Genomic DNA, 24,181 nt, shown 5'->3' on the forward strand with positions numbered 1-24,181 from the left:
AGATATGCCAGAGCAACGCCCGACACCAGAGGCAGACGGACAGGTTTCTGACGCGGTTCGCGGCAATTGGGTCGACCGGCTCGCCCCTGCCCCCACCCGCCCCTACCTGCGGCTAAGCCGAGCGGACCGGCCGATTGGCACCTGGCTGTTGCTGTTGCCGTGCTGGTGGGGATTGTTGCTGGCGATGGTTCGAGATGGACAAGCAGGCTGGCATGACCTGTGGATATTTGTGGGCTGTGGGTTCGGTGCCTTGCTGATGCGCGGCGCGGGATGTACCTGGAACGACATCACCGACCGGCACATCGACGGATCGGTGGCCCGCACCGCCAGCCGCCCGATTCCCTCGGGTCAGGTCAGCGTCAAAGGCGCTGTGGCTTGGATGGCGGCGCAGGCGCTGATTGCCTTCACGATTCTACTCACATTCAATACGGCCGCCATCGCCCTTGGAATCGTGTCACTTTTGCCGGTGGCTGTGTATCCGTTTGCCAAGCGCTTCACCTGGTGGCCGCAAGTCTTCCTTGGCCTCGCCTTCAACTGGGGCGCGCTTTTGGCCTGGACAGCGCACACCGGGCGGCTGGAATGGCCTGCCGTGGCGCTTTACCTCGCCGGGATCGCCTGGACGCTGTTTTATGACACGATCTATGCCCATCAGGACAAAGAGGATGATGCGCTGATCGGGGTGAAATCCACCGCGCGGCTGTTTGGCACCGATACCCCCAAATGGCTGCTGCGCTTCCTTGTGACCTGCGTCGGCCTCATGGGCTTGGCGATTCTCCTCGCGGCCCCCTCGGGCCAGATCCTGACCTTGGTGATTGCGCTTGCGGGGCCTTGGGCGATGGGCTGGCATATGGTCTGGCAGATGCGCATGCTGCAAATGGAGGATATGGACCGGCTTTTGATGCTATTCCGGTCCAATCGCAACGCTGGCCTGCTGCCTGTGCTGTTTTTCGCCATTGCAATGGCAGTATGATTGAAACCGGGCGGCGGGCGGCGTATCCCGGATCTACCTGTTCACAATTCGGACCCGCCTGATGCGTCTGTCGACCTATGTGCTCCCCGCGTCCTCGTTTGCAATCGCTGCGGTCATCGCCACAATTGCAGCGGGATTTTCCGTTTCGCTGGTCGAGGACGCTTCGGAAGAAGCTGTCACCGAACAGCTCCAAACCGCCGGGCTGACCTGGGCCTCGGTCGACGCCACCGGGCTTCAGGTGTTTTTGTTCGGCACCGCGCCGAATGAGGCCGACCGGTTTCGCGCGCTGTCAAACGCGGGCCAGGTTGTGGATGCCGCGCGGGTGATCGACCAGATGGATGTCGAAGACACCCAAGACCTTGCCCCGCCCCACTTTTCGATTGAAATCCTGCGCAACGATGCGGGTGTCTCCTTGATCGGTCTGGTGCCCAAGGGCGCCAAGCACAAGGACATGGTCACCCGCATGGGCAAGCTTGTGGGCGAACACAACGTCGCGGACTTGATGGAAACCGCCGAGCATGCCGTGCCCGAAGGCTGGGACAACGCAACGCGGTTTGCGATGGAGGCGCTGGCCCGGCTGCCGCGCTCCAAGATCTCGGTCGAGGCGTCGCGGGTCGAGGTCACGGCGATGACCGACAGCGCCGACGAGCTGGCCAAGACCGAAGCGGCCCTTCTCAAGGCAAAGCCTGCGAACCTTGACGTCGAGCTGGTTTTGTCCGCGCCGCGCCCGGTGATCACGCCGTTCACCCTGCGCTATGTTTTGGAGAACGGCGAAGGCAGCTTCGACGCCTGCTCGGCCGACACCGAAGAGGCGCGCGGCAAGATTCTCGCCGCCGCGGCGGGCTATGGCCTGACCGAGGGGGCAGAGTGCCGCATCGGGCTGGGCGTGCCGTCCACCCGTTGGCACGAGGCTGCGGTCGAGTCGCTTGAGGCGCTCGCCAAACTCGGCGGCGGTAGCGTGACGATGGCCGACGCCGAGATTTCGCTCGTGGCGCTGGAAGGCACCGATCAGGACCTGTTCGACCTCACCATTGGCGAGTTGGAAAACGGCTTGCCGCCGGCATTTGATTTGACCGCCGTTCTGCCGGAAACCCCCGAGGTTGGCAGCGACGGACCGCCGGAATTTGTCATCACACTCAGCCCCGAAGGCCAGGTGCAACTGCGCGGCCGCGTGTCGAGCGAAGTGGCGCGACTGACGGCAGAAAGCTATGCCAAGGCCGCCTTTGCCAGCGTCGCAGTGCGCAATACGGCCCGGATTGATGAGACCCTGCCCGGCGGTTGGCCGGTGCGCGTGCTGGCGGCCATCGAGGCGCTGTCGAACTTGACCAACGGCGCCGTGACCGTTACGCCCGACGACATGCAGATCACCGGCAGAACCGGCGACCCGGCGGCCAGTGCCACCATCGCGGGGCTGCTGTCGGAAAAGCTGGGCGAAGGGGCCGAATACACCATCGACGTCGCCTATGTCGAAGCGCTTGACCCCAATGCCGCGCTGCCCACACCACAGGAATGCCTCAGCCGCATCCAGACCGTTCTGGGCGACCGCAAGCTGAATTTCGAACCCGGCTCAGATGCGCTTGACGCCACCGGCAAGGACATCATGGACGACATCGCCGAGGTGCTTACCGGGTGCGGGGCGATCAACCTTGAGATCGCGGGCCACACCGACAGCCAGGGCCGCGAGAGCATGAACCTCGATCTCAGCCAGACCCGCGCCGAAGCGATCCTGACCGAATTGCGCAACCGCCGCGTGCCGACATCAACGATTCGGGCCAAGGGCTATGGCGAAGCGCAGCCGATCGAAAGCAACGAAAGCGAAGCCGGGCGCGATGCCAATCGGCGGATCGAATTCCGTTTGATCGCGACAGAGACCAGCGCCGAAGACGAAACAACGCTTGAAAGCAGCACAGAAACCGTGGAAGAAGACGGCGCTTCAACCACGGGAGAAACAGGCGAATGAACCGGACCGAGTTTGTCATCGCGACCGCGATCATTCTGTTTGTCGCCTTTTGCCTTGGCTGGTTTGCCAATTGGCTTTTGAACCGCTTTACCGCTGTGTCGAAATCCGACGTGGGCGAACTTGAGCGGATGAGCCAAGAGCTGCACGAGGCCGAAGAAACCCGCGATCAGGCGATCACCTACCTTCAGCAACGCGAAGCCGAGCTGACCAACCAGTTGGCGCAAACCGAAGCCGAATTGACCGCCGCGATGGAAGGCCTGCGTGATGCGCGCCAAGAGGCCGAAGAACTGCGCGCCTACGCCGAACGCCTCCAGCACAACGCCGGCTAGACTCCGCAAACCCCGATCTGTCAACAGATCGGTACCGATCCATCGATGGATCGGTTTGCCTCTGAGACGCCGGACACAGTTGATATGAGCGGGTGATCCGCACGCTTGCGCCGGAAGCCCAGAAAAACACCATTCGACCGCACGGCCCCCGATCTGTCGACAGATCGGTACCGATCCATTGATGGATCGGGATGGCGCGTAAAAACTCCCAAAATGTCTCATCGCAACGCCGTGTTTTGACGCGGCGTTGCTGGCGTCTGGCCGTAAGCGTCTAGGCCAGCTTGGCGGATTCCATCACGGTCACCGCAACCAGCATATCCCCGAGCGCGAGTTCCAGTTGCTCGACGTCGCGCTCAACCTTTTCCCACCACGTGCCGAAGGCCGGTGTCTGGAGCTTAGCGATCCGACGGCGTTGCGCCAGAGTCGTGCACACGACTGAGCACCTGTGGCCAGAAGCATAAGTTCAATCGCTGGCCTTGGCCGCATATCCCCCTGCCCACCAACGAAATACCCCGCCCGCTTTGCAGCGGACGGGGCATAACACCGTTTCGGGTGTGTATCTTAGTCGCGGCTCTCTTCTTCCACGATTGGCTGGCTGAACGCATCACCACCGATGAAATCGTCGGTCGGTGCCGCCAGTGCTGCCGCAGCTTCCGCTTCTTCCCGGCGCGCTTCGATCACCACGTTGTCACGGTCCTGAGCCACACGGCGCATCTGTTGGGTTGCCCCACCTGTGCCCGCCGGGATCAGACGACCCACAATGACGTTCTCTTTCAGGCCCACCAGCTTGTCTTTCTTGCCCTGCACCGAAGCCTCGGTGAGAACGCGGGTGGTTTCCTGGAACGACGCCGCCGAGATGAACGACCGGGTCTGAAGCGACGCTTTGGTGATCCCAAGAAGGATCGGCTCGCCTGTCGCCTCACGTCCGCCTTTCGACAGCGCTTTTTCGTTCGCCGCGTCAAACTCGGCCTTGTCCACGTGTTCGCCTTTGAGCAGCGTGGTGTCGCCCGAATCCTGGATTTCCCACTTCTGCAGCATCTGGCGCACGATCACTTCGACATGCTTGTCGTTGATCTTCACACCTTGCAGACGATAGACGTCCTGAACTTCGTCGATCATGTAGTTGGCCAGTGCCTCGATCCCCATGATGGCGAGGATGTCATGCGGCGCCGGGTTGCCGTCCATGATGTAGTCGCCCTTCTGGATGAAGTCACCTTCCTGAACAGGAATGTGCTTACCCTTCGGCACCATGTATTCAACCGGTTCCCGGCTCTCGTCCGCCGGAGCAATCGAGATGCGACGCTTGTTTTTGTAGTCTTTGCCAAAGCGCACATAGCCATCGATTTCCGCGATGATCGCGTGATCTTTTGGACGACGTGCTTCGAAGAGTTCGGCCACACGCGGCAGACCACCGGTAATGTCCTTCGTCTTCGCACCTTCGCGCGGAATACGCGCCACAACGTCACCCGCTTTCACGTTATCGCCATCTTCGACCGAAAGAACCGCATCAACCGACATCGGATAGGTGATCGGGTTGCCTGCGTCGTTGCGCAGCGGTTCGCCATCGGCGTCGATCAGGATGATCTCCGGCTTCAGCTCGTTGCCTTTCGGCGCAGCACGCCAGTCGGTCACGATCTTCTGGGTCATACCGGTCGCGTCATCGGTCTCCTCACGCACGGCAACGCCGTTCACAAGGTCGACGTGACGGGCCATACCGTCTTTTTCAGCGATGATCGGCAGTGTGTAGGGATCCCACTCATAGAGTTTGTCACCCCGGCCAATCTTGTCGCCTTCTTTAACGAACAGCTTGGTGCCGTAGCCCAGTTTGAAGCTGGCGCGCTCGACGCCATGCTCATCATTGATGAGCAGCTTCATGTTCCGACCCATGACCAGCGTTTCGCCAACGGCATTTTCCAGCGTACTCACGCCCTCGAATGCGATCACACCTTCGGTGCCCGCTTCTTGGAACGACTGCTGGCCACCCTGAGCAACGCCGCCAATGTGGAACGTCCGCATTGTCAGCTGTGTACCGGGTTCACCAATCGACTGCGCCGCAATAATGCCCACGGCTTCGCCAGAGTTCACCATTGTACCGCGTGCAAGGTCACGACCGTAGCAGTTTGCACAGACGCCTTCATCGGCCTCACATGTCAGCGGGCTACGGATACGCATCTTGGCCACGCCGGAGTCTTCGATCGTGTCCGCCATGCGTTCATCGATCAAAGTGCCCGCCTTGCAGATCACATCTTCGGTGCCCGGCTTAAGCACGTCATCCGCCGAAACCCGGCCAAGGATACGCTCGCCCAGCGAAGACACGATCTCGCCGTCGTTCACAGCCGCTTCGGCGGTGATCGCACGGTCGGTGCCGCAGTCTTTGAGACGCACGATACAATCCTGCGCCACGTCCACCAGACGACGGGTAAGGTAACCCGAGTTCGCCGTTTTCAGAGCGGTATCGGACAGACCTTTCCGCGCGCCGTGAGTCGAGTTGAAGTATTCAAGAACGGTCAGACCTTCCTTGAAGTTCGAGATGATCGGCGTTTCGATGATGTCGCCATTCGGCTTCGCCATCAGGCCGCGCATCCCGCCCAGCTGCTTCATCTGTGTGACCGAGCCACGCGCACCGGAGTGCGCCATCATGTAGACCGAGTTCGGCTCCATGACCGAGCCGTCTTCGGCGCGGTGTTCGGCCGAAATGGTCGCCATCATCGCGTCAGTGACCTTGTCGTTACACTTCGACCAGGCATCGACAACTTTGTTGTACTTTTCACCCTGAGTGATCAGGCCGTCCATGTACTGTTGTTCGAAATCCTTCACCTGATCGCGGGTCTCTTCGACGATCGGCCATTTGGTTTCAGGAATGACCATGTCATCCTTACCAAACGAAATGCCGGCCTTGAACGCCTCTTTGAAGCCCATGCTCATGATCTGATCGCAGAAAATGACAGACTCTTTCTGGCCGCAATACCGGTAAACGGTGTCAATGACCTTCTGCACGTCTTTCTTACGCAGCAGGTTGTTGACGAGGTCAAACGGCGCCTTGGCGTTGAGCGGCAGAAGCGAACCGAGGCGCAGACGGCCCGGTGTCGTTTCATAACGCTTCATCACTTCAAGACCGTTTTCGTCGATCTGCTTGACCCGCGCGGTGATCTTGGTGTGCAGGTGCACGGCACCGGCACCAAGCGCGTGCTCGACTTCTTCGATCGACGAGAAGGCCATGCCTTCGCCTTTCATGCCCTCACGTTCAATGGTGACATAATAGATGCCGAGAATCATATCCTGCGAAGGAACGATGATCGGTGCGCCGTTGGCGGGCGACAGAACGTTGTTCGTCGACATCATCAACACGCGCGCTTCCAGCTGGGCTTCAAGCGACAGCGGGACGTGCACGGCCATTTGGTCGCCGTCAAAGTCAGCGTTGAAGGCGGAACAGACCAGCGGGTGCAGCTGGATTGCCTTGCCTTCGATCAGCGTGGGTTCGAACGCCTGGATGCCCAGACGGTGAAGCGTCGGCGCGCGGTTCAAGAGAACCGGGTGCTCGCGGATCACCTCGTCAAGGATGTCCCAAACTTCGGGGCGCTCTTTTTCCACCAGCTTTTTCGCCTGTTTGACGGTGCTGGAGAGACCCTTGGCCTCGAGCCGCGAATAGATGAACGGCTTGAACAGCTCGAGCGCCATCTTCTTGGGCAGACCACACTGGTGCAGCTTCAGTTCCGGGCCGGTCACAATGACCGAACGGCCGGAGAAGTCGACGCGTTTGCCCAAAAGGTTTTGACGGAAGCGACCTTGCTTGCCTTTCAGCATGTCAGACAGCGATTTCAGCGGGCGCTTGTTGGCACCGGTGATCACGCGGCCACGGCGGCCGTTGTCAAACAGAGCGTCAACCGATTCCTGCAACATCCGCTTTTCGTTACGCACGATGATGTCGGGCGCACGCAGCTCGATCAGCCGCTTGAGACGGTTGTTCCGGTTGATAACGCGGCGATACAGGTCGTTGAGGTCGGAGGTCGCGAAACGGCCCCCATCCAGCGGCACCAGCGGGCGCAGTTCTGGCGGGATCACCGGGATCACCGTCATCACCATCCACTCGGGGCGGTTGCCGGATTCGAGGAAGGATTCCACGACTTTAAGACGTTTGATGATCTTCTTGGGCTTCAGCTCGCCTGTCGCCTCTTTGAGGTCGGCACGCAGAGTTTCCGCTTCGGATTCAAGATCAATCGCCGCCAGCATTTCGCGGATCGCTTCAGCGCCGATGTTGGCGGTGAAAGCGTCCATGCCAAAGGCATCTTGCGCGTCCATGAACTCTTCTTCGGTCATCATCTGACCGTAGGTGAGGTCGGTCAGGCCCGGCTCGATCACAACGTAGTTCTCGAAATAGAGCACCCGTTCCAGATCACGCAGGGTCATGTCCAGCATCAGGCCGATGCGCGAGGGCAGCGACTTGAGGAACCAGATGTGGGCGCAGGGCGCGGCCAGTTCGATGTGGCCCATACGTTCGCGGCGGACCTTTTGCAGCGTGACTTCCACACCGCATTTCTCGCAGACAACGCCGCGATACTTCATCCGCTTGTATTTGCCGCAGAGGCATTCATAATCTTTGATCGGGCCAAAGATACGCGCGCAGAACAGGCCGTCACGCTCGGGCTTGAACGTACGGTAGTTGATGGTTTCCGGCTTCTTGATCTCGCCATAAGACCAAGAGAGGATGCGTTCCGGCGACGCGAGCGAGACTTTGATCTCGTCGAAGGTCTTGACCGGAGCGACGGGGTTGAACGGGTTGTTGGTCAGTTCCTGGTTCATAATCTATCCTTAGAGGCTGGCGGCTGGGGGTGTGAGGGCACCGATTTCTTGGAAAGAAATCGGGCCGGAAACTTTGAAAGTTTCCGGCGCGTTGCGCTTACTCGTCCTCTTCCGCATCCAGGAGTTCCATGTTCAGGCCGAGGCCGCGAACTTCCTTGACGAGAACGTTAAAGCTCTCGGGAACGCCCGCTTCGAAATTGTCCTCGCCCTTGACGATGCTTTCATAGACCTTGGTCCGGCCTGCCACGTCATCCGACTTCACAGTCAGCATTTCCTGCAGGGTATAGGCAGCGCCATAAGCTTCCAGAGCCCAGACCTCCATCTCCCCGAAACGCTGGCCACCGAACTGTGCCTTACCACCCAGCGGCTGCTGCGTGACAAGCGAGTACGGACCGGTCGAACGTGCGTGGATTTTGTCATCCACAAGGTGGTGCAGCTTGAGCAGGTACTTCACACCCACGGTCACAGGACGCGCAAATTGCTCGCCTGTCCGACCGTCAAACAGCACCGACTGACCCGACTGCGAGAAGCCCGCGCGAACAAGTGCGTCGTTCACGTCGCCTTCTTTCGCGCCGTCAAACACCGGCGTTGCAATCGGCACACCGCGGGTCACATTGCCAGCGGCTTCCAGCAGGTCGCCTTCGTCCATGTCGGCAAGGCCCTCTTGATAGACCTCATCGCCATAAGCCACACGCAGCGCATCACGCACCGGCGTCATGTCACCCGAGCGACGGTATTCCCCAAGCGCATCGTCGATTTTGATGCCCAGACCGCGTGCGGCCCAGCCCATGTGGGTTTCGAGGATCTGACCGACGTTCATACGCGACGGAACGCCCAGCGGGTTCAGACAGAAATCGACCGGCGTACCATCCGCGAGGAACGGCATGTCCTCCATCGGCACAACGCGCGAAATCACACCTTTGTTGCCGTGACGACCGGCCATTTTGTCACCGGGCTGCAGCTTGCGCTTCACCGCGATAAACACTTTGACCATCTTCATCACGCCCGGCGGAAGATCATCCCCACGGCGGACTTTTTCGACCTTGTCTTCAAACCGCGCATCAAGCTGACGCTTCTGCGCCTCGTACTGCTCGTTCAGCGCTTCGAGGATCTTGGCGTTCTCTTCGTCTTCGATCGCAAGCTGCCACCACTGGCCACGGCTCAGCGTGTCCAGAAGATCCTGCGTAATCTCGGAGTTCGGCTGCACGCCACGCGGGCCTTTGACAGCTTTCTGACCAAGGATCAGAGTGCTCAGACGCGCATAGATGTTCCGGTCAAGAATGCCGAGTTCGTCGTCGCGGTCCCGCGCCAGACGTTCGATCTCTTCCCGCTCGATCTGCAGCGCACGTTCGTCTTTTTCAACGCCATGGCGGTTGAACACGCGCACTTCGACAACTGTGCCGAAGTCACCCGGTTTCACCCGCAGCGAGGTGTCGCGCACGTCCGAAGCTTTCTCACCAAAGATGGCGCGCAGGAGTTTCTCCTCCGGCGTCATCGGCGATTCACCTTTCGGCGTGATCTTACCCACGAGGATATCGCCCGGCTCCACATCGGCACCGATGTAAACGATGCCCGCTTCGTCGAGGTTGCGCAGGGCTTCCTCGCCGACGTTGGGAATGTCGCGGGTGATCTCTTCCGGCCCAAGCTTTGTGTCACGTGCCGCGACTTCGAATTCCTCGATATGCACCGAGGTAAAGACGTCATCACGCGCAATGCGCTCGGAAATCAGGATCGAGTCTTCGTAGTTGTAGCCGTTCCACGGCATGAAGGCGACGATCACGTTCTTGCCCAGGGCCAGTTCGCCCATATCGGTGGACGGACCATCGGCAATCACTTCGGCCTTCTGAACCGTGTCACCCACCTTCACCAGCGGACGCTGGTTGATACAGGTGTTCTGGTTCGACCGCTGGAACTTGCGCATGCGATAGATGTCAACGCCGGGGTCACCGACTTCAAGATCTGCGGTGGCCCGGATCACGATCCGCTGGGCATCGACCTGGTCGATGATGCCCGCGCGGCGCGCCATGACAGCCGCACCAGAGTCGCGTGCCACGATTTCCTCGATACCCGTCCCCACCAGCGGCGCTTCTGAGCGCAGGGTCGGCACGGCCTGACGTTGCATGTTCGAGCCCATCAGAGCCCTGTTCGCATCGTCGTTTTCAAGGAACGGGATCAGCGAGGCGGCGACCGAAACCAGCTGTTTCGGCGACACGTCGATCAGGTCCACGTTTTCGTTGGGCGACAGGGTGTAATCGCCGGATTTCCGGGTCGACACCAGATCGTTAACGAACTTCATGTTCTCGTCGAGGTTGGCGTTGGCCTGCGCAACAGTGTGGCGCATTTCCTCGGTCGCGGACATGTAGTGCACTTCATCCGTCACCGTACCGTCCTTGACGACGCGATAAGGCGTTTCGATGAAGCCATATTTGTTCACGCGGGCAAAGGTGGCCAGCGAGTTGATCAGACCAATGTTCGGGCCTTCCGGCGTTTCAATCGGGCACATCCGACCATAGTGCGTCGGGTGAACGTCGCGCACCTCAAAGCCCGCACGTTCCCGCGTAAGACCACCCGGCCCAAGCGCCGAAAGACGGCGTTTGTGGGTGACTTCCGACAGCGGGTTGGTTTGGTCCATGAACTGCGACAGCTGCGACGAGCCAAAGAATTCGCGCACAGCAGCAGCCGCCGGTTTGGCGTTGATCAGGTCTTGCGGCATGACGGTGTCGATTTCGACCGACGACATGCGTTCCTTGATCGCGCGCTCCATACGAAGCAGGCCAACACGGTACTGGTTTTCCATCAATTCGCCGACCGAACGCACACGACGGTTGCCGAGGTGGTCAATGTCGTCGATGTCGCCACGCCCGTCACGCAGATCCACCAGCGCCTTGATGCAGGCAACGATGTCTTCGCGGTCCAGCGTGCGCTGGGTGTCAGGCTTATCAAGCGCGAGACGCATGTTCATCTTGACCCGGCCAACCGCCGAAAGGTCATAACGTTCGCCATCAAAGAACAGCGTTTGGAACAGCGCCGAAGCGGCTTCAACGGTGGGCGGCTCGCCCGGACGCATCACGCGATAGATGTCCATGAGCGCGGTGTCGCGGCCCATGTTCTTGTCCATCGCCATGGTGTTGCGCATGTAGGCACCGACGTTGATGTTGTCGATGTCCAGAACCGGGATCTCGTTGACGCCTGCGTCGACCAGCTCTTTGAGCGTGCCGCCGGTGACGTCGCCGTCTTTGTCAACTTCCCAGGTCAGCTCATCACCGGCTTCGGCATAGATCGCGCCGGTTTCTTCGTTGATGATGTCCTTGGCCGCAAACTTGCCAACGATCTGGTCGAACGGCAGCAGCAGTTCCTTGACCTTGTCTTCGTCGATCAGCTTCTTGACCGCGCGAGGCGTGACTTTCTTGCCAGCTTCACCGATGATTTCGCCGCTGTCCGCATCAACCAGATCATAGGTCGGACGGGTGCCGCGCGAACGCTCGGGGAAGAATTTGGTGACCCAGCCTTCGCCTTTGCGCAGGGTGTAGGTCACGGTATCATAGTACGCGTCCATGATCGCTTCCTGATCGAGACCCAGCGCATACAGCAGGGTTGTCACAGGCAGCTTACGGCGACGGTCAATCCGCGAGAACACGATGTCTTTGGCGTCAAATTCAAAATCGAGCCAGGAGCCGCGATAGGGAATGATGCGGCAAGCGAACAGCAATTTGCCCGAAGAGTGGGTTTTGCCTTTGTCGTGGTCAAAGAACACGCCGGGCGACCGGTGCATCTGGGAAACGATGACCCGCTCGGTGCCGTTCACGACAAAGGTGCCGTTCGGCGTCATCAGGGGCATGTCGCCCATGAACACGTCTTGTTCCTTGATATCCTTAACGGATTTCGCGCCAGTATCTTCGTCGATATCAAACACGATCAAACGCAGCGTCACCTTGAGCGGCGCAGCGTAGGTCAGATCACGTTGCTGACATTCTTCAACGTCGAACTTCGGCTTTTCCAGCGCGTAGTCAACGAATTCGAGAACCGCAGTCTCGTTGAAGTCTTTGATCGGAAAAACCGACTGGAAGACACCTTTGATGCCTTCGCCGTCCATCGGTTCCAGCTGATCGCCGGACTTCAGGAACAGGTCATACGACGATTTCTGAACTTCGATGAGGTTCGGCATTGCCAGAACTTCACGGATTTTGCCGTAGTACCGGCGAAGACGTTTCTGGCCAAGGAAGCTTTGCGCCATGAGGGGAGTGCCCTTTCGATTTTCTCTGCCTGAACGCGCGCAGTGCCGGGGCTGCAACGGCGCATTCTCGTCAGTGACGGCGTGAAACGGATCCATTCTCGGCGCGCGTCCCACCGCGTGCCACTCGATCCCTGTTTCCCTGCCTTGGAAAACCCCCGCGATGTGGGGCTTGCCAAGATGGGCAACGCGACTGGACCTAATCTTTTGTCTGATGAGGTCCGGATATGGGGGTTTGATACGATTACTTCACTGCGCGGAAACCACCTCATATTCGGAACGAAAAAGCACGGGTTCGAATCGGTCGAACCCGCGGGAGACTTCCGAATATTCGGTGACAGGCGCGAAGGCAAGACCCCTTTAGGAGGGTATTGCGCTTTCGTGATCTCAGACGACTTTGACAAAATCTGCGGCGTTGGTCAAGCCGCGAGGGAGATATGAGATTTCCAACCCGACCGATGTTGCCAAAAAACGTGCACGCATAAGGGCCTAGGCGGCCATGGCGCAGCTTAAAAACGCAACAAGCGCCCCCGATTGGGAGCGCTTGCCGTAATCCAGCCATCGCAGCGAGAGAGCCGAGCGCAAGCCCGAAACACCCGCCCCGATGCGGGAATTACTTGAGTTCGACTTCGGCGCCAGCCGCTTCGAGCTTTTTCTTGATCTCTTCAGCTTCGTCTTTGGAGACTTGCTCTTTGACCGCTTTGCCACCAGCTTCAACAAGCTCTTTGGCTTCTTTGAGGCCCAGGCCGGTGATGCCACGGACTTCTTTGATGACGTTGATCTTTTTGTCGCCAGCGGCTTTCAGGATCACGTCAAATTCAGTCTGCTCTTCAGCAGCTGCTGCGCCAGCACCGTCTGCGGGGCCAGCCATCATCACTGCGCCGCCAGCTGCGGGCTCGATGCCATACTCGTCTTTGAGGATGGTTTTCAGTTCTTGTGCTTCGAGCAGGGTCAGACCAACGATGTCTTCTGCCAGTTTTTTCAGATCAGCCATTTTTGACTCTTTCCGTAATTAGATGTGTTCCAACGTGTAAGCGAATGCCCCACGAAAGTTTCTCGGTTTGCCTTACGCCGCTTCGGCCTTTTCCTCGATAGTCGAGAGGATGGAAGCGATGTTCGAAGCAGGTGCGCCAATGGCCCCGGCAATGTTCGAAGCAGGTGCGCCGAGACAGCCAACGATCGAAGCAATAAGCTCATCACGCGACGGCATTTTCGACACGGCCTCAACTCCGGCCCGGTCCAGTGCGGTTTCACCCATTGCACCGCCAAGGATTTCGAACTTTTTGTTCTCCTTGGCGAAGTCTTCGGCCACCTTGGCTGCTGCCACGGGGTCCTCGGAATAGGTGAGCACGGTCATACCCGAAAGGAAGTCAGCAATGCTTGCGCAGGGCTTTCCCTCAAGGGCGATCTTGGCGAGCCTGTTCTTGGCGACACGTACAGAGCCACCCGCTTCGCGCGCACGCGAACGGAGGTCTTGCATCTCGGCAACCGTGAGACCTTCGTAGTGGGATACCACCACGACGCCAGAGCTTTCGAAGATCTGGCCGAGCTCTTCGACCAATTTCTCTTTCTGGGCTCTATCCACAGTTTCACTCCAAATTTGGGGGTTGCCCCCCGGCTCGTTTTTGCCGGGCTGGTGCCCGACACTCAGGTCCTTTTTTACGGGGGTCCGCCAAGAGCGCCCGAGGTGCAAAAGCCCCCGGTCAATCTGGTCTTCTCCCGTCTCAGGCAGGGAATTAAGGAGCAAGGCTCCACCCACCGTCTTGGACGAAATGCACCACAGCCGCGAATCGAGGATGTGATACAGGTAGGGTCACTATGCCGGATCGGGGTCAGGATCAAGGGCAGTGTTGCTGCGATACGGCGGCGTTTGCCGTGTGCCTTGTTGCGGACGCTCTTTACTCCGACCGGGCTCCGCCTATTTGCCAGTCTACGCTGCGCTGTCCGCCCCATTCATTGCCGTGAGGATCGATTTTGGAACCTGTTAAAATTCTCATGGGCCAGCTTAACGCCATCGCGCGGTCTTCGATTGCCCTGCTGCCGCAGATTGCGGTCGCTGTGCTGGTGCTTGTCCTGACGTGGTTGCTGGCGATGGCCGCCAATGCGCTGCTGTCGCGGACCCTGCGGCGCACAAAGCTGCGGCCGAGCCTGAAAGAGCTGTTCACCCTGCTGATGTCGATCTTTGTCTGGACGCTGGGCATCATGGTGGCGGCCGTCATCGTCTTTCCCGGCCTCACACCGGCGAGCATTCTGGCGGGGCTTGGCATCGGCTCAGTCGCAATCGGTTTTGCGTTCAAAGACGTGTTCGAGAATTTCCTCGCCGGGATCATCATCCTGTTTCGCCGCGAAATGCGGATTGGCGATTACATCGAATGCGAAGGGATCGAGGGCAAAGTCTCGCGCATTGCCATTCGGGAAAGCCACATCCGCCAGACGGATGGCCAGCTGGTGATTGTGCCGAACTCGATCCTGTTCAAGAACCCGGTGATCATCCGCACCGATCTTGATCTGCGCCGGGTGACGGTGATCTGTGGCGTCGCTTATGACGTGGATGTTGATGCCGCGCGCACGGTGATCACCGATGCGGTGGCGGGCTGCTCGACAGTGGCGCAAGACAACAAACCGATTCAGGTCTTTGCTCAGGAATTCGCCTCGTCCTCGATCAATTTCGAGGTGACATGGTGGACCACATCCAAGCCAGTCGATGTGCGCCAATCCAAGGATCAAGTCGTCTCGGCGGTGAAGCGGGCGCTTGACGATGCGGGCATCGAAATCCCGTTCCCCTATCGCACGCTGACCTTCAAGGAGCCGCTGCCGATTGCCGGACGGACCAGCCCGGCGACGGACGACGCATAACCGGGCGAGACGGCAAGGCCCCCTGCCCCAATCGAACCTGCCCCAAACGAAAAAGGCGGACCGCAAGGCCCGCCTTTCCCACATCCAACGATGTCAGCAGATCACTCGGCGTTGGCCGAATCCACTGCAACCGACACGCCCGGGCCCATTGTGGAGCTGAGCGAGATCTTTTTCATGTAGGAGCCTTTGGCGCCCGCAGGCTTGGCTTTCGACACGGCACCAACAAAGGCACGGATGTTTTCAACCAGCTTGTCGGCGTCGAACGAGGCTTTGCCCACACCGGCGTGAACCACACCAGCTTTTTCGACCTTGAACTGAACTTCGCCGCCTTTGGCCGCTTTCACGGCCTCGGCCACGTCCATTGTCACTGTACCGACTTTGGGGTTCGGCATCAGGTTACGCGGGCCGAGAACTTTACCCAGACGGCCAACGATCGGCATCATGTCCGGGGTCGCAATGCAGCGATCGAATTCGATCTTGCCGCCTTGCACGATTTCCATCAGGTCCTCTGCGCCAACGATGTCCGCACCAGCGGCCTGGGCTTCTTCGGCTTTGGCGCCACGCGCAAACACAGCAACGCGCACGTTTTTGCCGGTGCCGTTGGGCAGGCCGACAACGCCGCGAACCATTTGGTCTGCGTGACGGGGATCAACACCAAGGTTCAGCGCGATTTCAACGGTTTCGTCGAATTTCGCATTGGCGTTGGACTTGATCAGTGCAACAGCGTCCTCAACGGTGAGGTTGGTTTTGCCAGCAAAGGCTTCACGGGCGGAGCGGGTGCGTTTTCCAAGATTTGCCATCTTACTTCACCTCGATGCCCATAGAGTTGGCGGAGCCAACAATGATTTTCATCGCCGCTTCGATATCGTTGGCGTTCAGGTCTTTCATCTTCGCTTCGGCGATTTCACGCACCTGCTTGACGGTCACCGAACCCACAACTTCACGCGAAGGGGTCTTGGCGCCGGATGTCAGCTTAGCCGCTTTTTTCAGGTAATAAGACGCGGGGGGCGTCTTGATTTCCATCGTGAACGACTTGTCCTGATAATAGGTAATCACGGTCGGGCACGGCGCGCCGGGCTCCAATTCCTGCGTCTTGGCGTTGAACGCCTTGCAGAATTCCATGATGTTGATGCCGCGCTGGCCCAGTGCGGGGCCGACGGGGGGGGACGGGTTTGCCTTCCCGGCGGGAACTTGCAGCTTCATGCTGCCTACGAGCTTCTTGGCCATTGGCCTTCTCCTTTGTCATCGGTGTGCCCTGCGGCGCACCCTATGAGACCGAAACGCGTTCCGGCCTCTTTCCTAGCGTGGTGTGGCTTTGGCGCGCGTGCCTCTGCCTCCCACAAACGAACGGACCTCTCGGCCCGCGGGGTGCGCATTTACAGCGCACCGTTCTCTCACATCTGCTTGGCGACCTGAGTGAATTCCAGTTCGACCGGAGTTTCGCGCCCAAAGATGGACACCGAAACCTTGAGCCGTTGGTTGTCTTCGTCGACCTCTTCAATCAACCCGTCGAAATCCTCGAACGGACCATCCGAGACCTTCACCCGTTCGCCGACCTCGAAATGGATCAGCGTGCGCGGTGTTTCTTCGCCCTCGGCCACACGGCCCAGGATCGCCTCGACTTCGGCATCACGCATCGGCATCGGGCGCCCCTGTGGACCCAAAAAGCCGGTGACGCGGTTGATCGAGTTGATCAGGTGATAGCCCTGATCCGACATTTCCATCCGCACCAGAACGTAACCGGGCATAAAGCGCCGCTCGGTCGAGACCTTCTTGCCGCGACGGACCTCGATCACTTCCTCGGTCGGCACCATGACCTCTTCGATCTGATCCTCGAGGCCCTGTTCTTCCACCGATTGCTTGATCTGTTCGGCAATTTTCTTCTCGAAGTTCGAGAGAACACTGACCGAATACCACCGCTTTGCCATCTGGCGCTTACCTTCGTTCTGCCCGGCTTCGCTGAACGAAAACCGCGAATTTACGCTTCTCGACTGACGCTCTGTCAGTCACTCCTACCCAGTCGCTCCAAAATACAAAAGCGGCGCGCAACCGATTCGCCACACGCCTTATATCTTGGGATTAGGCGCGTCTTTACCGCCCGACCTGCCCAAGTTCAAGGGGCTTCTGGCGCTGGGCTTCCTCTGACCCTTCGGGCCTACTTCAGGCCGAACCGATGCAGGATGGCCGCGACACGCTCTTTGCGCCGCCACATCTCACCCGCCTCAATCCGGCGCATGCCTGCGTCCGAAATCTTCCACGTCGCAAAGCTCGCCCGGTTCTTGGCCGCTGGCAGCTGCACAACATGCGAAAAATGCGCGTTGATGCGGGCCATCCACCATTCCGGCGGCTGCACCGTGGCATGGGCATTCTCGCCGCTGGCCAGAACTTTCGACGCCGGCGCCGTGGCAATGTTGAAATAGGCGTGATCGGTCAGCCCGCGCACATCCGACAACAGCAATTCGACTTCGTTTTCGTCAAGATGCTCAAGCACATCGGTGTTCATCACGATGTCGGCCTTGTCGACCGGCAGCGTTTCACGCCCCGGAATCGCCGGGTCATACAGGTAATGCGTGATGCCCAGCTTCTTGGCCACGCGCTCGGCGGCCTGCGATTTGCCGCAACCGAAATCCAGCAAGGTCTGCGGCTTCCAGTTGGAATCCGTGGCCTGCCCGGCCCGCACCGCATCCGCAATCAGCCCAACAAGCTTTTGCGACGACCGGCCATAGCGCGCGTCAGAGCGGTGGATCTCGCGATATTCATCGAGATTGCGTGTGCCCGAACTCTTTAATTCAGCCATGATTCCCCCGGTAAATTTCTTTCTGGATAATATTATTGCATTTTGCAAAGTCATCGGCAGATTTCGCGTGCGGTCAGAGCAACCCGCCGCACCGCGCCCAAGACACTGTCCGCAAGGGCAGGTCTGTAATCAGAACATGCCCAGAACGGCCTGAAGCCCGCCCCGGATCAGCAGATCGACAATCGCGAAAAAGATCGCGGTCAGCGTCGCCATGATGAACACCATCACCGTGGTCAACAACACCTCGCGACGGGTCGGCCAAACGACCTTAGAGATCTCGGCGCGCACCTGCTGGATGAACTGAATGGGGTTGGTCGTTGCCATGTCGGTAGTCCTTGAAAGGGTCAGAGGGGCAAATACGCGCCGCGGGCACAGAAATCAAGACCCGGCGCTCTGGCCTGCGCGATGGGAAGTGCTCATTATTCAGGCATACCCCGGAAAGTGCACCACGATTGTGCATGCCACCTGTGGCACCCGCCCGGAACCCGACTTATCGTGGGATCATGACACAGCCTTTGCCCCTGCTCATCTTCTCCGATCTCGACGGCACATTGCTCGATCATGAGACCTATTCTTTCGCCGCCGCCAAGCCTGCATTGGCAGCACTGGGTACGATGGGCGCAGGTGTCATCCTCGCCACCAGCAAGACCGCCGCCGAAGTTGGCCCCCTTCGGGCCAAGATGGGGCTGGCGCAATGGCCCGCGATTGTCGAGAACGGCGCCGGGCTGCTAGAGCCGGGCAAAGACACCGCATTCGACGACAGCCAATATCACCACCTCCGCCAAATTTTGCAGGACTTGCCGCAGGCCGGCGCGTTCCAGGGCTTTGGCGACATGACCGACACTGACATCATCGCCATCACCGGGCTGAACCGCACGCAAGCCGCGCTGGCCCGCCGTCGCGCCTTTAGCGAACCGGGGTTGTGGAGCGGCAGCGAGACCCAGCTTGAGGATTTCCGTGCCGCCGCCCAAGCCGCTGGGCTGCACGCACGGCGCGGTGGGCGGTTCCTGACCTTCTCGCTCGGTCAGACCAAGGCCGACCAGATGGCGGCTCTGATCACCCGGTTGCGCCCGGGTGTGACCATGGCCTTGGGGGATGCGCCGAATGACACCGAAATGCTGGAAACCGCGGATTGCGGCATTATCATTCCCAATCCGCACAGCCGCCCCCTGCCCCGCCTCCCCGGCGAAAACTCTGGCCGCATTCGGCGCGAAGACAGGCCGGGACCGGAGGGCTGGAACGCTGCCGTGCTGGCACTGGTCCAAGACCTCTCACTGAAGACCCCCGAATAGACACTGACTGACACGACTGACACTGACTGATAAAGGCGCACCCCGATGGCTGATTTTCACCAGAACGGCAATATCACCACGCTGCACAATCTGCGCACCCGCGGTCTTGATGATCTCGAATACGAACTCACAACTTACGCGCAGACCCGGCGCATCTCGCTGATCCTGCCCTCGCTGTTTTCTGAACTGGAGGGCGAGGCGCTGCCCAATATCCTGAGCGAGTTGGGAAAGGTGCCCTATCTGCACCGGATCATCATTGGCCTCGACCGGGCCGACGAAGCGCAGTATCGCCACGCCCGCAAGTTCTTTGCCGCCCTGCCGCAAAACCACACTGTGATCTGGAACGACAGCCCCCGGATGCAGGAGCTTGGTGCCAGGCTGGAACGGCGCGGGCTGGCCCCGCAGGAACCGGGCAAGGGCAAGAACGTCTGGACCTCGATCGGCTATCTTTTGGCCTGCGCTGACAGTGCGGTGCTGGCGCTACACGATTGCGATATCATCACCTATGAGCGCGAAATGCTGGCGCGGCTGGTCTATCCGGTGGCCAACCCGTCTTTCCCCTATCAAATGTCCAAGGGCTATTATCCGCGCATCGGCGACGGCAAACTGAATGGCCGGGTGACGCGGCTGTTGGTGTCGCCGCTGCTGATCGCGCTGAAAAAGGTGATCGGCGACCGCGATTACCTCGATTATCTGCGCTCGTTCCGATATCCGCTGTCGGGCGAATTTGCCATGCGCACGCCGGTCTTGCCGGACCTGCGAATCCCGTCGGATTGGGGGCTGGAGATCGGCACCCTGTCCGAAGCCTGGCGCAACCTCGCCCCGAAATCCGTCTGTCAGGTCGAGATTTCGGACGCCTACGATCACAAGCATCAGGTGCTGTCCCCCGAGGACGCCTCGCAAGGGCTTAGCCGGATGTCGACGGACATCTGCAAGGCGATCTTCCGCAAGCTGGCCGCAGATGGCACGGTGTTCACCCCGAATGTGTTCCGCACGCTGAAAGCCACCTATTACCGCTCGGCGCTCGACCTGCTCGAAGGCTATTACAACGATGCCAAGATGAACGGCTTGGCGCTCGACCGCCACCGCGAGGAGAAATCCATCGAGCTGTTTGCGGAAAACATCATTCGCGCCGGGCAGGTCTTTCTCGACAACCCACATGAGACGCCATTTATCCCGACGTGGAACCGGGTGCATGCGGCCGAACCGGAGTTCCTGACCGACCTCAAAGCAGCGGTCGCGGCGGATGAAAAAGACTTCGGGTTCGACTAACTAGGTTCAACGAGACGGGTTCAACGAGACGGGGGAAAAGTCATCAATGACTTTTCAAAAATCCATCAATGGATTTTCCCCCACCCCGCCCAAAGCCCAGCACAACCGCGCAAACAAACCACACCGCCCCCACACAAGCGACCAAAAGTCATCAATGACTTTTGCAAAATCCATCAATGGATTTTCCTCCGCTACAGCGCAGGCCGGTTCGTGATCCACCGACATTGGTAGGGCGCGAACCGGATGTCCGCGTCCGCCGCATCGATCCGCTCTCCAGACAACAGATCCACCCAGTCCTCCCCCTCGATCAGGTTCACCTCGGACGGCGCAATATGCACCTCATCCGCGCTCACATTGTGCAGCGCAAAAATCGATTGCGCCCGGTCAAGGCTCTGGCGCCAAAGGCCAAAGATCCTGTCATCCAGCCGCAGCGTGAACTGTGTCGCATTGGGGTGGAACGCCGTCTGCCGCGCCCGCAGCTTCAGCCGCGCCGACATATGCGCCAACACCTGCGCCTGGTCGCTCTCGGGATCGGCCAGATGCGCAATCAGCGAAGGATAATCCAAACGGTGCCGATTGATCGCCCGGTTCATACCGCGCCGCTCGACCCCGGCATGATCGTTGGGCGTGGCCAGCATCGAGTGGATGTAAAACGCCGGAATACCCTCAAGCGACATCACAATCGTCTGCGAACACAGGAACCGCTCGATATGATGCGCATCCGCCCCATCAAACGTATGCCGCACCGCCTCAAAGAACGCACAGTTCAGCTCATACGGCTCTTCCCCGCCCCCCGGCAAAGACCGCATCGACACCAATCCGCCGGCCTCTTGCACCGTGGCAATCATCCGCGCCTTTTCCTCGGGCGGCAGCACACCATCGGCGGGCCGCATCCCGATACCATCATGCGAGGCGGTAAAGTTGAGATAGGCACAACCCAGCTGCGCCGGAGGCATCGCCGTCTGCCAGCGGTGCAGATACCGCACCGACCCCGACTGCATCGCATGCAGGATCAGCGGCGGCAGCGGAAAATTGTAAACGATATGCGCTTCGTTGCGATTGCCGAAATAGCTCAGGTTCTCGGTCCGGGGCACATTGGTTTCGGTCAAAAGCACCACGGTCTCGGTCGCAAAATCACACAGCAGCCGCATCAACTGCACCACGGCATGGGTCTCGGGCAGATGGATGCAGGAGGTGCCGAACTCTTTCCACAAAAACGCCACCGCATCGAGCCGCAGAATACGCACACCATTGTCGACATGCAGCCGGATGATCCGCAACATCTCGAGCAACACCTCGGGATTGCGGAAATCAAGATCCACCTGATCGTGGCTAAAGGTACACCAAACATGGCGCGCGCCCGAGGGCGTCTCGATCTCCTGCAACAGCGGCGTGGTCCGTGGCCGCACAACCTCCCCCACGTCATCCTCGGGCGAGGCCTCAAAGAAGAACCGGTCATAAGGCGCCTGCCCCTGCCGATAGGCATTAAACCACGGCCCCTGCGACGACACATGGTTCAGCACCAGATCCGACATCAGGTGAAATTCCCCCGCGATCCGCTGGATATCGGCCCAGTCGCCCAGCTCGGGATTGACCGCGCGGTAATCGGTGACGGCAAAGCCATCGTCCGACGTAAAGGGAAAGAACGGCAGGATATGCACACCGTTCACCACCCCCTTCATATGCCGCAGCAGGAAATCATGCAGCAAATCCAGCGGCTTATGCGCCCCATCCACGATCGAATTGCCATAGGTGATCAGCACCGCATCCTGCTCTGACCACAAATTGTTCGACGGCGGCCGCCCACGTTTTCGGCGCGCGCCTTCGTCGGGCCAAAACGCCTCGATGATCTGGCTCGACAGGATATCTGCGTCGAGATCGGGATAAATGGTGCGCACCAGATTGGTCAGCCGGGTGCTAAATGCCGCGGACAAATGGGCCATGTGCTGCGTCCTTATTCCTGTCGACAGCGGTCGCCCCTGCCAGTTCAGGATCAGTTCACGTCAGCCCCGGCGTGCTGTCAAACCCAAGACCGATGCCATCGTCCGAGATCCGGGAAATCGTTGCACAAAACCCGGTCGCTGCCCGAAAAACCGGCGCTGGCCGCGCCAAACCCCGCGCATTCAGCAGGGTCACATCAGGGCCCGAGGCCAAGCCACTGGGCGCATAAAAGCGCCCGAGCACTGTGCCAAGAGTTCACAGTGGCCAGAACGTCCGACGTTCAAAAAAGTATCGATTTGAAAGTGGTGCGGGCGGGGGGACTCGAACCCCCACGGGCATACGCCCCTCAGATTTTAAGTCTGGTATGTCTACCATTCCATCACGCCCGCACTGGCGCGTCGGGGTGCCAAAGCACTCCGCGCCGCGACCATATGCCGAGGCGGCAGGCGAGAAAACCGCAAAATGATCCGCAGGCGGCAATGTCCGCACTTTTAAGCTCAATCCCGGTTATTCATGTTTATTAACATACGTTTACGTCTTACCCGCGGGTAAGGTTTTCGGCGGCAACGCTAAAGTTCGGTCTCGTCCACATCCGGCGCAAGCTGAGGCAGAAATCGCCGCTCGGGCACCCACGGATTAAGCGCCATCGCCGCCAACAGATCGGCCCGCGCCGCGCCATCACGGCCCATAGCCATGAACGTCAGTGCCCGCCCCGAAAGCGCCCCAATATGGCGCGGGCTCAGGGCGATCACCCGGTCGAGATCACGCAACGCCGCGGTGTAATCCTGCTGGATAAACCGGATAAAGCCGCGCTGGTTGTACCCCTCGGCGTAGTCCGGACAATACCCAATCAGCACCTCAAAGTCCTGCAAAGCCCCAACAAAATCGTAAGACGCCCGCCGCCTAAGGCCCCGGTCAAGCACCTCTTGCGCTCGTGCATCGGGCGCGTCGGCCCAAAGCTCCCACATCCGGTTGACAACGGGTTGGGCGGCGGCTTCGCTCGGGGCCGCAGTCACCTCTGCAAACAAGGTGTCGAACGTGGCGGCGTGATTGGGCGCAGCAGGACAGGTTTCGGCTCCGGCCTCAAGCGGCAAGAGCAGGGCGACGGCGGAAAGGGTCAGGCGCAACATACCCCCATCGTGCCACGCCCTCCACACAGATCAAGTCACATCGCCGAGACCGCTCTCCTTGATCGCCTGCATCGCCACATAGGTCGAGGTGTTAGAGACATGCGGCAAGGTCGATATTTTCTCGGCCAACACCTGCCGATAGGCGCGCATATCACTGGTGCGCACCTTCATCAGATAGTCGAAATTGCCAGCAATAAGATGACATTGCTCGATCTCCGGTATCCGCGCCACCGCCTTGGCAAAGGCGGCCAGCGCGGCCTCGCGGGTGTCATCCAGCCGCACCTCGACAAAGGCCACGTGATCCAGCCCCAGCCGGATCGGATCAAGCAGCGCGCGATAACCGCGGATCACCCCCGCCTCTTCAAGCCGCCTAAGCCGCGCCTGGGTCGGCGATTTTGACAGCCCGATACGCTTGGCAAGGTCGGTGATCGAGATCCGGCCATCCTCGGCCAGAACGGTCACAATAGAGCGGTCAAACCGGTCAAGTTCAATCTGATCAAGTTGCACTGTCAAATCCTGAAAAATCAATTCGTTTGACTGGCAGTATCCCCGCAATCGGGAGATATGACCAGTGCATTAAGGATACAGTGGGAACAATGGTAA

20 protein-coding genes and 1 tRNA gene are annotated in these 24,181 nt (G+C 59.5%); 6 read left to right on the forward strand and 15 right to left on the reverse strand.

The window, feature by feature from the left end; all coding sequences use genetic code 11:
- The first annotated feature begins 4 nt into the window (after window positions 1-4).
- The 3 genes from ubiA to ACW9UO_RS08490 all read left to right on the forward strand — a co-directional run bounded on the left by ubiA (window position 5) and on the right by ACW9UO_RS08490 (window position 3,259).
- Window positions 5-970 carry a 4-hydroxybenzoate octaprenyltransferase gene (gene ubiA / locus ACW9UO_RS08480; RefSeq protein ID WP_457088528.1) on the forward strand — a complete coding sequence of 322 codons (966 nt, stop codon included), beginning with the start codon at window positions 5-7 and terminating at the stop codon, window positions 968-970.
- Window positions 971-1,031: 61 nt separating this feature from the next.
- Complete coding sequence (locus ACW9UO_RS08485) at window positions 1,032-2,930, forward strand: OmpA family protein (protein ID WP_457088529.1); 1,899 nt, start codon at window positions 1,032-1,034, stop codon at window positions 2,928-2,930.
- On the forward strand, window positions 2,927-3,259 hold the full coding sequence (locus ACW9UO_RS08490) for a hypothetical protein (RefSeq protein WP_457088530.1): 333 nt from the start codon (window positions 2,927-2,929) through the stop codon (window positions 3,257-3,259). The genes ACW9UO_RS08485 and ACW9UO_RS08490 overlap by 4 nt, the downstream gene beginning before the upstream one ends.
- Window positions 3,260-3,530: 271 nt before the next feature.
- Here the strand turns inward: ACW9UO_RS08490 and ACW9UO_RS08495 are convergent, their stop codons facing one another.
- The 5 genes from ACW9UO_RS08495 to rplJ form a co-directional block, all read right to left on the reverse strand.
- Window positions 3,531-3,692 (reverse strand): hypothetical protein, encoded by a 162-nt coding sequence (locus ACW9UO_RS08495; RefSeq protein WP_457088531.1) that lies wholly within the window; start codon window positions 3,690-3,692, stop codon window positions 3,531-3,533.
- 128 nt (window positions 3,693-3,820) lie between these two features.
- On the reverse strand, window positions 3,821-8,059 hold the full coding sequence (gene rpoC / locus ACW9UO_RS08500; RefSeq protein ID WP_457088532.1) for a DNA-directed RNA polymerase subunit beta': 4,239 nt from the start codon (window positions 8,057-8,059) through the stop codon (window positions 3,821-3,823).
- A 97-nt stretch (window positions 8,060-8,156) separates the two neighbouring features.
- Entirely contained in the window at window positions 8,157-12,293 is a 4,137-nt protein-coding gene (gene rpoB / locus ACW9UO_RS08505; RefSeq protein WP_457088533.1) for a DNA-directed RNA polymerase subunit beta, read from the reverse strand.
- A gap of 610 nt (window positions 12,294-12,903) precedes the next feature.
- Window positions 12,904-13,284 carry a 50S ribosomal protein L7/L12 gene (gene rplL / locus ACW9UO_RS08510; protein WP_303472598.1) on the reverse strand — a complete coding sequence of 127 codons (381 nt, stop codon included), beginning with the start codon at window positions 13,282-13,284 and terminating at the stop codon, window positions 12,904-12,906.
- A gap of 72 nt (window positions 13,285-13,356) precedes the next feature.
- A complete protein-coding gene (gene rplJ, locus ACW9UO_RS08515; protein ID WP_457088534.1) occupies window positions 13,357-13,875 on the reverse strand; it encodes a 50S ribosomal protein L10 in 519 nt (172 codons plus the stop codon).
- Between the two features lie 389 nt (window positions 13,876-14,264).
- Here rplJ and ACW9UO_RS08520 point away from each other — a divergent pair, with 389 nt between their 5' ends.
- Window positions 14,265-15,146: a mechanosensitive ion channel family protein gene (locus ACW9UO_RS08520; protein ID WP_457088535.1), complete on the forward strand. Its 882-nt coding sequence runs from the start codon at window positions 14,265-14,267 to the stop codon at window positions 15,144-15,146.
- A 101-nt stretch (window positions 15,147-15,247) separates the two neighbouring features.
- Here ACW9UO_RS08520 and rplA read toward each other — a convergent pair whose 3' ends face one another.
- From rplA to secE, 5 genes are all read right to left on the reverse strand, one after another.
- Window positions 15,248-15,946, reverse strand: coding sequence for a 50S ribosomal protein L1 (gene rplA, locus ACW9UO_RS08525; protein WP_457088536.1), 699 nt, complete (start codon window positions 15,944-15,946; stop codon window positions 15,248-15,250).
- 1 nt (window position 15,947) lies between these two features.
- Entirely contained in the window at window positions 15,948-16,373 is a 426-nt protein-coding gene (gene rplK, locus ACW9UO_RS08530) for a 50S ribosomal protein L11 (RefSeq protein WP_457088537.1), read from the reverse strand.
- Window positions 16,374-16,540: 167 nt separating this feature from the next.
- Window positions 16,541-17,074, reverse strand: coding sequence for a transcription termination/antitermination protein NusG (gene nusG / locus ACW9UO_RS08535; RefSeq protein ID WP_457088538.1), 534 nt, complete (start codon window positions 17,072-17,074; stop codon window positions 16,541-16,543).
- Between the two features lie 227 nt (window positions 17,075-17,301).
- On the reverse strand, window positions 17,302-17,943 hold the full coding sequence (locus ACW9UO_RS08540) for a class I SAM-dependent methyltransferase (protein ID WP_457088539.1): 642 nt from the start codon (window positions 17,941-17,943) through the stop codon (window positions 17,302-17,304).
- Window positions 17,944-18,072: 129 nt separating this feature from the next.
- Window positions 18,073-18,267: a preprotein translocase subunit SecE gene (gene secE, locus ACW9UO_RS08545; RefSeq protein WP_457088540.1), complete on the reverse strand. Its 195-nt coding sequence runs from the start codon at window positions 18,265-18,267 to the stop codon at window positions 18,073-18,075.
- Between the two features lie 179 nt (window positions 18,268-18,446).
- On the opposite strand from secE, the gene ACW9UO_RS08550 reads away from it, so the two are divergent.
- Window positions 18,447-19,235 carry an HAD-IIB family hydrolase gene (locus tag ACW9UO_RS08550; protein WP_457088541.1) on the forward strand — a complete coding sequence of 263 codons (789 nt, stop codon included), beginning with the start codon at window positions 18,447-18,449 and terminating at the stop codon, window positions 19,233-19,235.
- Between the two features lie 45 nt (window positions 19,236-19,280).
- The gene (locus tag ACW9UO_RS08555; protein WP_457088542.1) at window positions 19,281-20,507 is read left to right on the forward strand and encodes a glycosyltransferase family protein; all 1,227 of its coding nucleotides are present in this window, start codon (window positions 19,281-19,283) and stop codon (window positions 20,505-20,507) included.
- A gap of 191 nt (window positions 20,508-20,698) precedes the next feature.
- Here ACW9UO_RS08555 and ACW9UO_RS08560 read toward each other — a convergent pair whose 3' ends face one another.
- From ACW9UO_RS08560 to ACW9UO_RS08580, 5 genes are all read right to left on the reverse strand, one after another.
- The gene (locus ACW9UO_RS08560) at window positions 20,699-22,450 is read right to left on the reverse strand and encodes a sugar phosphorylase (protein ID WP_457088543.1); all 1,752 of its coding nucleotides are present in this window, start codon (window positions 22,448-22,450) and stop codon (window positions 20,699-20,701) included.
- 55 nt (window positions 22,451-22,505) lie between these two features.
- Entirely contained in the window at window positions 22,506-22,691 is a 186-nt protein-coding gene (locus tag ACW9UO_RS08565; RefSeq protein WP_457088544.1) for a hypothetical protein, read from the reverse strand.
- Window positions 22,692-22,751: 60 nt separating this feature from the next.
- A tRNA-Leu gene (locus ACW9UO_RS08570) sits at window positions 22,752-22,837 on the reverse strand.
- 180 nt (window positions 22,838-23,017) lie between these two features.
- Entirely contained in the window at window positions 23,018-23,578 is a 561-nt protein-coding gene (locus tag ACW9UO_RS08575) for a tetratricopeptide repeat protein (RefSeq protein WP_457088545.1), read from the reverse strand.
- Window positions 23,579-23,608: 30 nt separating this feature from the next.
- Entirely contained in the window at window positions 23,609-24,085 is a 477-nt protein-coding gene (locus tag ACW9UO_RS08580) for an Lrp/AsnC family transcriptional regulator (protein ID WP_457088546.1), read from the reverse strand.
- Window positions 24,086-24,181 lie beyond the last annotated feature (96 nt).

The organism is Marinovum sedimenti (assembly GCF_054052205.1).